General features: G+C 39.2%; 9 protein-coding genes. 6 read left to right on the forward strand and 3 right to left on the reverse strand.

Translation table 11 applies throughout. From position 1 onward, the window contains the following. Positions 1-1,309, forward strand: a 1,309-nt coding sequence (locus D7V20_RS17505; protein ID WP_120385251.1) for a DUF3987 domain-containing protein, incomplete at its 5' end; no start/stop codon positions are given. 228 nt (positions 1,310-1,537) lie between these two features. On the opposite strand, the gene D7V20_RS17510 is transcribed toward D7V20_RS17505, so the two are convergent. Next, positions 1,538-1,753, reverse strand: a complete 216-nt coding sequence (locus D7V20_RS17510; protein ID WP_120385252.1) for a suppressor of fused domain protein — start codon at positions 1,751-1,753, stop codon at positions 1,538-1,540. A gap of 123 nt (positions 1,754-1,876) precedes the next feature. After that, on the reverse strand, positions 1,877-2,800 hold the full coding sequence (locus D7V20_RS17515; RefSeq protein WP_042088963.1) for a LysR family transcriptional regulator: 924 nt from the start codon (positions 2,798-2,800) through the stop codon (positions 1,877-1,879). Between the two features lie 246 nt (positions 2,801-3,046). On the opposite strand from D7V20_RS17515, the gene D7V20_RS17520 reads away from it, so the two are divergent. The 5 genes from D7V20_RS17520 to D7V20_RS17540 all read left to right on the forward strand — a co-directional run bounded on the left by D7V20_RS17520 (position 3,047) and on the right by D7V20_RS17540 (position 9,136). Beyond that, a complete protein-coding gene (locus tag D7V20_RS17520) occupies positions 3,047-4,351 on the forward strand; it encodes an MFS transporter (protein WP_120385253.1) in 1,305 nt (434 codons plus the stop codon). Between the two features lie 52 nt (positions 4,352-4,403). Further along, the gene (gene ttdA / locus D7V20_RS17525) at positions 4,404-5,303 is read left to right on the forward strand and encodes a L(+)-tartrate dehydratase subunit alpha (protein ID WP_042088960.1); all 900 of its coding nucleotides are present in this window, start codon (positions 4,404-4,406) and stop codon (positions 5,301-5,303) included. Beyond that, positions 5,300-5,908, forward strand: a complete 609-nt coding sequence (gene ttdB, locus D7V20_RS17530; protein WP_042088959.1) for a L(+)-tartrate dehydratase subunit beta — start codon at positions 5,300-5,302, stop codon at positions 5,906-5,908. The genes ttdA and ttdB overlap by 4 nt, the downstream gene beginning before the upstream one ends. 210 nt (positions 5,909-6,118) lie before the next feature. After that, entirely contained in the window at positions 6,119-7,813 is a 1,695-nt protein-coding gene (locus tag D7V20_RS17535; RefSeq protein ID WP_171407855.1) for an NAD-dependent malic enzyme, read from the forward strand. A 1,056-nt stretch (positions 7,814-8,869) separates the two neighbouring features. Continuing rightward, positions 8,870-9,136: a hypothetical protein gene (locus D7V20_RS17540; RefSeq protein WP_120385255.1), complete on the forward strand. Its 267-nt coding sequence runs from the start codon at positions 8,870-8,872 to the stop codon at positions 9,134-9,136. A 132-nt stretch (positions 9,137-9,268) separates the two neighbouring features. Here the strand turns inward: D7V20_RS17540 and D7V20_RS17545 are convergent, their stop codons facing one another. Next, on the reverse strand, positions 9,269-9,619 hold the full coding sequence (locus tag D7V20_RS17545) for a hypothetical protein (RefSeq protein WP_120385256.1): 351 nt from the start codon (positions 9,617-9,619) through the stop codon (positions 9,269-9,271). Positions 9,620-10,048 lie beyond the last annotated feature (429 nt).

The following is a 10,048-nucleotide window of genomic DNA, read 5'->3' on the forward strand; positions in this document are numbered from 1 at the left end:
GCCTATCGCTATGTCTGCTCAATGTGTCATTGGTGCTATGTCACATATCGCTCAAGCTTATGTAAATGCACCACATCCGTTTAATGCTCAAGGTGAGCCATGTAGTTTGTATTTACTCACTGAGGGACAAAGCGGTAGCCGTAAGAGTACAAGCCGAAATATGGCAGACAAAGCCATTATTCAATATGAACGTAAACAATATGAACAGTATCGCCGTGACCTTGAACAATGGAAAAGCGGACAAGCTTCATTAAACAAAAAGGATCGTGAAGCCTATTGTGCCGAGAATCCACCACCCCATGACCCAAGTACTCTATATAGCGACATAACACTTGAATCTATTGCAGGGCTTTACGTGGATGGCGTACTGAATAACGCCTCTATTGCCAGTGATGAAGCAGGTCAATTCTTTGGTGGCTACACCATGAAAGGCGATACACGTACTCAAGCTATTGGAGGATATGCCAAGTTATTTAATGATGGTTTTGTGGAGCGTACTCGATCTAAGTCCAATTTAAACGGTAGTGGTCGAGCCTATGATGTTCGTTTGACATTCAATTTACAAGGGCAGCATGAGGTTTTAGCCGTTGCACTCAAAGACCCACTATTAAGAGGACAAGGCTTTTTACCTAGATTCATTCTAACCATTCCTGAAAATTTAGCAGGTACACGCCTACAGGATGCAGTTTATCAATCTAAGAGTGCCAATCATGACCATAGATTAATTGCCTACTGGACACGTTGCGAATACTTACTTGATGACTGCCCTCGACCAATGGCAAATCAAGAGCTTTTCAACGGGCGTTATGTCATCCCAATGAATGACCAAGCAAGAGAGATAGACCTTGTCTTTTACAATATGTTTGAGGAATTACAAGGCAAAGGTAAACGCTATGAATATCTACAGGCATTTGCCAGTCGTGCCAGTCAACTCGCACGGCGTTTAGCGACCGTGTTCGCTTATTTTCAGGGTTTACAATGGATTGATGCAAGTACGCTAAAAGGAGCGTGTGAAGTCGTTAAGCACTCACTCAATGAATGGGCGATGTATGCGGATATTGAAGTTAAAACCGAAAGTGATGCTGAACGGTTGATTAAATGGTTCGCAAAATACTGTATTAACAAGAAAATAGACAAACTAACATATTCTAGTTTTATGAACAGTTGCCCTCGTCCTATGCGAGGAAGTAAACAAAAATTAGAACCTGTTTTAGGTGAGCTTATTGATAGTCACTATTTAAAAATAGAGGAAATATCAAGAGTTCGATATGTTTCAATTAATCCTATTTTACTAGAGAGTACGGCTTAATGGCTTAATCACCATGAAAGCCTTGCTATAAAAGAGATTACATTAAGCAATATATCATTTAGCAGATTGGCATAATGGCTTAACGAGTAAGAAACTCATATTGATTAAGCCACTATGCCAAATCATTTTTAAGGTGCTTGCTAAATGAAAAGCTTTACTACATGAGGCTTGCAGCCCAATTAAGCCATTAAGCCAAGATTTAGAAGTGAATATACATTTTATTATTCACTATTTTAGTATTGATGACCTCTTTCGGTCACTGATCTGTTCTACCCCAGCATCAATGAGTTTGTTCAATAAAGCATCACGCCCATTCTTCATTGACCATTGCATTTCTTCATTAGTAATAACGATGGCGACTAAGAATTGCATATTTCCATTAGGCAATTTAATTGCTGAGGGTAATGGCTTCTGAGCTTTAGCAATCAAAACATTAATTATCATTACTCAACAAAGCCGTTTTAAAACCAAGATTGTTTATGAACAGTCTTGGTTTTTTTACGATTAGAAATTGCCTTAAATCCATATCATGCACTTATCATTAAAAGACAAAATAGCATTTATTTCTCAAGCAAGTCGTCTATGTTGTACCAAATTATCCACATGCTGCGCCAAATATTCTTTAAGGTGATTTAAAAAGTATGCCACTCGCGGTGAATCTTGTAGCCGCTCTAAATACACAGCATACACATCTGCTGACGGCGTATTGTACTGTTCTAATACTTGAATTAAACGTCCACTGCGTAAATACTTTGCCACATCCCATTCTGCGCGCATTAAAATCCCTTGCCCATCTAGTGCCCAGTTCAGTGCCACCTCACCATCATTGGTACTTAAATTGCCATGTACCTTAATGGTTTCGACCTGTTCGCCCAAACTTAAACGCCAATTGCCATAAGCTGCCTCATTCTGCCGAATCACAATACATTGATGGGCAGTCAAATCATGTGGAGTTTTAGGAATCCCTACACTTTTCAAATACAAGGGCGAAGCACACAACAAACGCCTATTGGCAGCAAGTTTCTGGGCAATCAGTCTTGAATCTGGAATTTCACCAAAGCGAATCACTACATCGATCGCTTCATCAGGAAGATTTACTGGACGATCACTAAGTTGTAATTGGAATTTAACTTCTGGATATATTTTCGCAAAATCTGAAATGGCTAGCGCAATATAAGATCGTCCAAATCCCAAAGGAGCATTGATACGAATTAAACCTTTGGGTGCGAATCGGGTACTCGACACTCGACGTTCCATATCTTCAATTTCTTTTAAAATCCGTAGCGCATTTTCATAATAAATTTCACCCTCATGCGTCAGGCTAATACGTCTTGTGGTTCGATTCAGCAAACGCACGCCCAAGCGCTCTTCCATTTGCGTTAAACGTCGTGATACTGCGGGTGGGGTCAAATTTAATTCACGCGCAGTTGCAACCAAACTTCCTTGTTTTATTAGTAAACAGAAGAATGCTAATTCTGTATCTGAGTTCATGATTATTCAGTTTTTTGCAATAGTGATTTAACTTTATATCGATTCATCCGTTTTGCAAAGTCTCTATTATCCATATCACGTTACCCCCCAAACAAATTATCTCACTCGAGCAAGGAAACTCTAGCGAGTCTTAAAGTCCACCGTGTAAGGAAAACGGTGAAACAACGGGGAGCCTTTTCGCCAAACTCGATCTTGGTGTTCACCCACTAGATCGGGAGGTAATCGCTACTTATATGGAGATAAGCCATGGACATGGATATCGAAAAACGGACTATACGTAAAATCACGTGGCGTATCGTCCCGTTTATCATGATTTTGTATTTAATTGCTTATATTGACCGCGTCAATATTGGTTTTGCTGCTATTACCATGAAAGAAGATTTGGGCTTTACCTCTTCAATTCTTGGGTTTGGCGCTGGTATTTTCTTCTTAGGTTATTTCTTATTTGAAGTCCCATCCAACATTATTCTACATAAAGTTGGTGCCCGCATTTGGATCGCCCGCGTCATGGTTACATGGGGCATTATTGCAGGGGGCATGGCTTTTATCGAAAGCTCAACCAGTTTTTATGTGATGCGTTTTTTACTTGGCATAGCCGAAGCTGGTTTTTTCCCAGGCATTATTCTGTATCTTAGCTTTTGGTTTCCTGCCCGTAACCGTGCTGGAGTGATCGCACTCTTTATGGCTGCTGCTCCAATTGCAACCGCAATCGGCTCTCCTATTTCTGCGGCTTTACTGGAAATGCACGGCATTATGGGCTTGGCAGGTTGGCAATGGATGTTCCTGATTGAAGCATTTCCAGCCGTTATTCTAGGTGTCGTAGTGTTCTTCTACATGACCGATCGACCTGAGAAAGCAACTTGGCTTAGCCAGGATGAACGTGATTGGCTAGTGAAGACCATGCAAGCTGAAAATACAGGCAAAAGTACCCAGCAACATCACAGTATTATTCGTGGCTTAGCCAACCCGCGTGTACTGGCATTGGCATTGGTCTACTTCGGTACCTCCGCAGGTCTGTATACCCTTGGAATTTGGGCACCACAAATTATTAAAGAACTAGGTGTCAGCTCAATGACAGTCGGTCTATTAAACGCAATTCCACCGATTGTCTCTGTAGTTGCCATGATTTTATGGTCACGCCATTCTGACAAAACCAATGAACGTACTTGGCATGTGGCGTTGGCGTGTATTACCGCTGCCATTGGTTTAGTGATTGCAGCAGGTACTGGCAGTGTAATCGGATTAATTGCTGCACTCACCATTGTCAATGTCGGCATTAGCTGTTCTAAGCCACCACTATGGAGCATGCCTACCATGTTCTTATCTGGTGCTGCTGCTGCCACAGGCATCGCTACCATTAACTCGATTGGTAACCTTGGTGGTTTTGCAGGTCCAGCCATGATTGGTTGGGTTAAAGATCAAACGGGCAGTTTTACTGGTGGTCTGTATTTCGTCGCAGGTTTATTGATTCTCTCTACTGTTATCACCTTAGTCTTAAGTTTTACGCAAAAAAAAGACAAAGCCAGTGCAGCTGAATTAAGTAACACCTAACCCCTATTTTTGAATTAATTGACTGAATTGAACGCTTAACAAGGAGCCTCCCATGAACAAAGATCTTGCCGTACAGTCCCTTACGGACACCATGGCCAAATTTACCGCCTATATCGGTAAACGTTTACCCAAAGATGTTAAAAAGAAATTGATTGAACTCAAGACTTTAGAAACCAATCCTCTGGCAAAATCTGTTTACGATTCAATGGATGAAAATCAGGAAGCTGCTGATCGCCTGAATCGTCCAAGCTGCCAAGATACAGGAGTGATTCAATATTTTGTTGAAGCAGGTGCACATTTTCCGCTTTTAGGTGAATTACAAGAAATCTTACGTGAAGCCACCGCGGAAGCAACACGTTCAGGTCCATTACGTCACAATGCCGTAGAAACCTTTGATGAGAAAAACACGGGCACCAATACTGGTACGCAAATTCCATGGCTCGACTGGCGTATTGTACCTGACAGTGATAGCTGTACCATTGATGTGTATATGGCAGGTGGTGGTTGTACCCTACCTGGCGCAGCGAAAGTTTTAATGCCTGGTCAAGGTTATGAAGGTGTGGCTGAATTTGTCATGGACGTGATCACTGAACGTGGCGTGAATGCTTGTCCACCACTTTTAGTTGGTGTCGGTGTTTCAACTTCGGTCGAAACTGCTGCTCGCTTGTCTAAACTTGCCATCATGCGTCCAGTCGATTCTAAAAGTGATAATCCACGTGCAGCACTCATGGAAGATTTACTTGAACAAGGTCTAAATGAAATTGGGATTGGTCCACAAGGTCTAACAGGCAATAACAGTGTCATGGGAGTGAACATTGAATCTTCAGCCCGCCATCCATCGACGATCGGCGTGGCTGTGAATACTGGTTGTTGGGCACACCGTCGTGGAAAAATCAAAATTAACCCAGATATGTCTTATGAAATTCTGTCACACGAAGGAGTCGTGCTATGAAAAAAGTCCTCACTACCCCATTGCGTGATGAAGATTTAGCGGATCTTAAAATTGGTGATGTTGTGTATTTGACAGGTCGCTTAGTCACCTGTCGAGATGTAGCACACCGCCGCCTGATTGAACAAGGTCGTGAACTTCCCGTAAATTTGGAAGGGGGCGCAATTTTCCATGCAGGTCCAATCGTACGTAAAAAGGACGATGGTAGCTTTGAGATGGTTTCAATTGGTCCAACCACTAGTATGCGTATGGAAAAATTCGAACGTGAATTTATTAAACAAACTGGTGTGAAGCTAATTGTTGGTAAAGGCGGTATGGGTCCAGAAACAGTTGCAGGTTGTCAGGAACATAAAGCTGTACATGCCATTTTCCCAGGTGGTTGTGCGGTACTGGCTGCAACTCAAGTGGAGGAAATTGAAGGGGCTGAATGGCAAGACTTAGGTATGCCTGAAACACTCTGGATTAACCGTGTGAAGGTATTTGGTCCACTGATTATTTCCATTGATACCCATGGAAATAACTTAATTCAACAAAATAAGATCCAATTCCAAGCTAAGAAAAAGCCTGTGCTAGAGCGCATTAGCAAAGAATTGAGTTTTATTAAATAATTTACAAGCAGACAACATTTCCCTGTAAATGTTGTCTGCTTGTAGCACCTTCGTAAGATACAAGCGCATTTTTCAGGATGAAAGAGTAAAAGGTTTATTTTTCACATCCCATTTTTCCCCAAGCTCCAACAAAGTCATGTGCCTAAATAAATACTTTTGACTCAACAGAATATGGACATTTTCATCTAAGTCATGGGATAAAAAATAACTATGGAAAATTTAGCAAATCAACAGCCTTTATACATTCCCTATGCTGCACATACCCTCTTGGAACTTCCGTTATTAAATAAAGGGGCAGCCTTTACAACACATGAACGTAATATCTTCAATTTACATGGTCTAATTCCGCATGTGGTTGAGTCGATTGAAGAGCAATCCCAACGTTCATATCAACAATATTGCACATTCCATGATGAGATAAATAAGCATATTTACCTACGCAATATTCAAGACACTAATGAAACCTTGTTTTATCACCTGATTGAACATCATTTGAGTGAGATGATGCCAATCATTTATACCCCAACGGTAGGTGAAGCTTGTCAGCGCTTCTCGGATATTTACCGCCGTCATCGTGGGATTTTTATTTCTTATCCTGACCGCGCGCATATTGATGACATTTTAAATAACGTGAATAAAAAGAATGTCAAAGTGATTGTCATCACCGATGGTGAGCGAATCTTAGGCTTAGGCGATCAGGGTATTGGTGGAATGGGTATCCCAATTGGTAAGCTGTCATTGTATACCGCATGTGGTGGCATCAGCCCAGCTTATACCTTACCGATTACGATAGATGTGGGTACCAATAATCCGCAGCTCTTGAATGATCCGATCTACATGGGTTGGAGTCAGCCGCGGATCAGTGGTGAGGAATATTATAATTTTGTTGATGACGTAATGGCTGCGATTAAGCGCCGTTGGCCGAAAGCACTGATTCAGTTTGAAGATTTTGCACAGAACAATGCAATGCCATTGTTAAATAAATACCGTGATCAAGTCTGCTGTTTTAATGATGATATTCAAGGGACTGCCGCCGTATCGGTGGGAAGTTTGATTGCGGCATCGCGTGCTGCAGGCAAGCAATTGAAAGATCAAACTATTACCTTCTTGGGTGCGGGTTCGGCAGGCTGTGGTATTGCAGAGCAAATCGTTGCACAAATGATGGTGGAAGGCTTAACCGAAGCTGAAGCACGTGCACGCGTGTTCTTGGTCGATCGTTTTGGTTTAATTACTGAAAATCAGCCTAACTTACTAGATTTCCAACGTAAATTGGCACAAAAGCCAGAGGCGATTGCAGCTTGGAGGAATGCAGAAGTGCATATCTCACTATTAGATGTGGTTAAGCAAGCCAAGCCTACAGTCTTGATAGGAGTGTCTGGTCAACCAGGATTGTTCACTGAAGAGGTGATTAGAACCTTGGCAAGTAATTGTGAATCCCCAATTGTGTTGCCTTTATCTAATCCAACTTCACGTGTGGAAGCAGTGCCTGCAGATATCGTGCAATGGACCGAAGGGCGTGCCTTGATTGCAACGGGTAGTCCATTTGCACCTGTCAATTATCAGGGCAAGATTTATCAAATTTCGCAATGTAATAACTCGTATATTTTCCCAGGGATTGGTTTGGGTGTGGTGGCTTCAAGGGCAACCCGTGTCACGGACAGTATGCTCATGGCATCGAGCAATGCTTTGGCGGACTGTTCGCCAAAACTCAATAATCCTGATGAGGATTTGTTGCCAGATATTAATGAAATTCAGCAGGTTTCAAAAATCATTGCCTTTAAAGTGGCAAAAGCGGCGATGGATGCAGATGTGGCTCCGATGGTGAGTGATGAGTTGTTACATCAGGTGATTGAAGCGAATTTCTGGAAGCCTGAATATCGTCAGTATCGCCGTATCTCAATTTGATTGATCCGACATTGATGTTCAAATGCAGTGCCATTCAACGTCACAACTTTATCAACTAAAAAGCACCCAGCCCTTATGCAGAGTGCTTTTTTATATCTCTTCGGCTTTGTTGCACAAACCTACAGATAAAGTCTTATTTCACAATATAATTCTCAAATGAATAAGCCTACACCTAAAATAAATAATATTTGATGGACTTTTGAGATGATAAACTCACCTCAAAAGCTAATCTAAAAAATATTTTCTAAACATATTTCAAATTTAAAAACAGTCATTTAAGAAAATAGACACATTCAAAAGCTACCCGCTACTAAAATTCTTGAATTAAAAAATTTGAGTTAAAATCATTGTATTTTGATAAGGAGCATTAAAAAATGGTTATGTGTATCTAGAATTGCGGTATACGCAATATGATGTGATCTATATGATGATCGCAGTTATTGCACTCAAGATGAATTAAACTGAAATTTGAGGTTTTCTATGGGATATTTCAAAATTTGAAGCTTCATTACAATTATTGGCATGTTTAAATGTATAGATTTTCCCACCTTTTTTATTTGAGATACAAGGTATTTATATGTAAATAAAGAATTTTAAAAATGTATATGATTTCAACAGCATTAGAACGAAAATTTAAAGTCCCAAGCCGATCCTTACAGATATGAAATTTGTAAGGATAAAAATACACTAGAGCATGAACCGATTTATATGGCTACATTTACAACTATCTTAAATTCGTTAATAAAAATAGACTCACCAAAAACACAGCATAAAACCCATAGATAATTAACTTTTTTAAGATAATTTTTTTCTTATTGGCATAAATTACCAAAAAAGGAACTAGTTTCAACTCTTTTTAATACTATCTATAAATAACTCAATATTTACAATATAAAACAACAACTTAGAGTAATATCACTTATTTAGATAGGGTTGTTTTTCATGTTTAGCAAAACAACCCCATGAAGCTATGTACTTTTTGCTTTTGTTGTATATGATCAATTGGCAAAATATTACTTTTATAAGCTAGAAAAAAACATTTTAAGTGGATGAAAAATGGATATTTCAGAAATTGGGAAAATGGATTACAAGCAGTTAGCTGAAATAGTGAGTAGCATAGAAAGTTCACATGATAAAATTTTCAGCAACATGCCTAAGTATCACGAATATTGTCAGTCAAATGGGGAATCAAATTTACACCTTGTTCGTGCAGCAATACGATTAAGAGAACGATACTCAAATATACCTTTTTACAAGCAAAGGGCTGAGAAGGCTGGTCCAATATATTGGATCAACTTAGCAACATCAGCAGTCAATGCATAAGAGTTTGAAATTCATTACGTTATTGATAATTTTGGTAGCTAAAAAGAATAGAGAACAGTCTGATCAAGTCGCAACTAATACATTTTTATCAAGTCTAGTTTATTTAGTTTCACATAATTTTTAGAAGCCATCTTATTCAAAGTAACCTACTTTTTGATCTGCGATATATGTTCCAGTATATTGTGTGATTAATTTCATATATTCGTTAGTTTCATGATCATCAGTCAAGTTTTGAAAGAAACTCGACATGGCATAAAAGTAAGCTTCGAGTACATCAAAATCAGATAGTCCCTGTTTCCATGATTGATACTCCTCAGAAACAAATTTAGGTTCATGACCAATATTCAAATATTCCTCGACAGAAATATTGGGTTTATTGTTGTTTATTTGCGATTGTTGCCCAAAATTAAATGCCATTTTTGCAATTTCTTGTTGGCTGAACCCTTCTAAATCTAATTGCGCATACCATTCATTAAAATTCATTTTTACTCTCTGCTTAAAAATTCTTAAATTACATTATGAGAATTCCAAATAATTTAAATCAATTACTAAATTTATCTTCAATTTAAGGTTACACATAAATTTTTTTTGTAACTATCAGTTGGACACCCATTGTATCCACCAAACTAAATAGATCTAGCAACATATAATTTGTACACTGTCATGTACACTATGATTTTATTATAATTTTTTATTTATAAATAACAATAATATATACAACCAGTTCAATTGTCGCCATCCCACCAAATACCTTCCAAAACTTAGCAAAATATGCCAAGTTTTACAGACAAAAGGCTTAAACTCTAAGGGTTTAAGCCTTTTGTCTTGCCTAAACATAAACAAGTATAACTAGCCATAGTGTACATACGCCGTGTACACTGTCGTACATTGCACATTTTATTAAACTCACGG

Origin of the sequence: Acinetobacter rongchengensis (assembly GCF_003611475.1) — a bacterium.
Classification (GTDB): Bacteria; Pseudomonadota; Gammaproteobacteria; order Pseudomonadales; family Moraxellaceae; genus Acinetobacter; species Acinetobacter rongchengensis.

What these genes read in the sequence shown, in the direction of transcription:
- D7V20_RS17510 (WP_120385252.1), bottom strand. Translation starts at nt 1,753, where the DNA reads ATGATAATTAATGTTTTGATTGCTAAAGCTCAGAAGCCATTACCCTCA.
- D7V20_RS17515 (WP_042088963.1), bottom strand. Translation starts at nt 2,800, where the DNA reads ATGAACTCAGATACAGAATTAGCATTCTTCTGTTTACTAATAAAACAA.
- D7V20_RS17520 (WP_120385253.1), top strand. Translation starts at nt 3,047, where the DNA reads ATGGACATGGATATCGAAAAACGGACTATACGTAAAATCACGTGGCGT.
- ttdA (WP_042088960.1), top strand. Translation starts at nt 4,404, where the DNA reads ATGAACAAAGATCTTGCCGTACAGTCCCTTACGGACACCATGGCCAAA.
- ttdB (WP_042088959.1), top strand. Translation starts at nt 5,300, where the DNA reads ATGAAAAAAGTCCTCACTACCCCATTGCGTGATGAAGATTTAGCGGAT.
- D7V20_RS17535 (WP_171407855.1), top strand. Translation starts at nt 6,119, where the DNA reads ATGGAAAATTTAGCAAATCAACAGCCTTTATACATTCCCTATGCTGCA.
- D7V20_RS17540 (WP_120385255.1), top strand. Translation starts at nt 8,870, where the DNA reads ATGGATATTTCAGAAATTGGGAAAATGGATTACAAGCAGTTAGCTGAA.
- D7V20_RS17545 (WP_120385256.1), bottom strand. Translation starts at nt 9,619, where the DNA reads ATGAATTTTAATGAATGGTATGCGCAATTAGATTTAGAAGGGTTCAGC.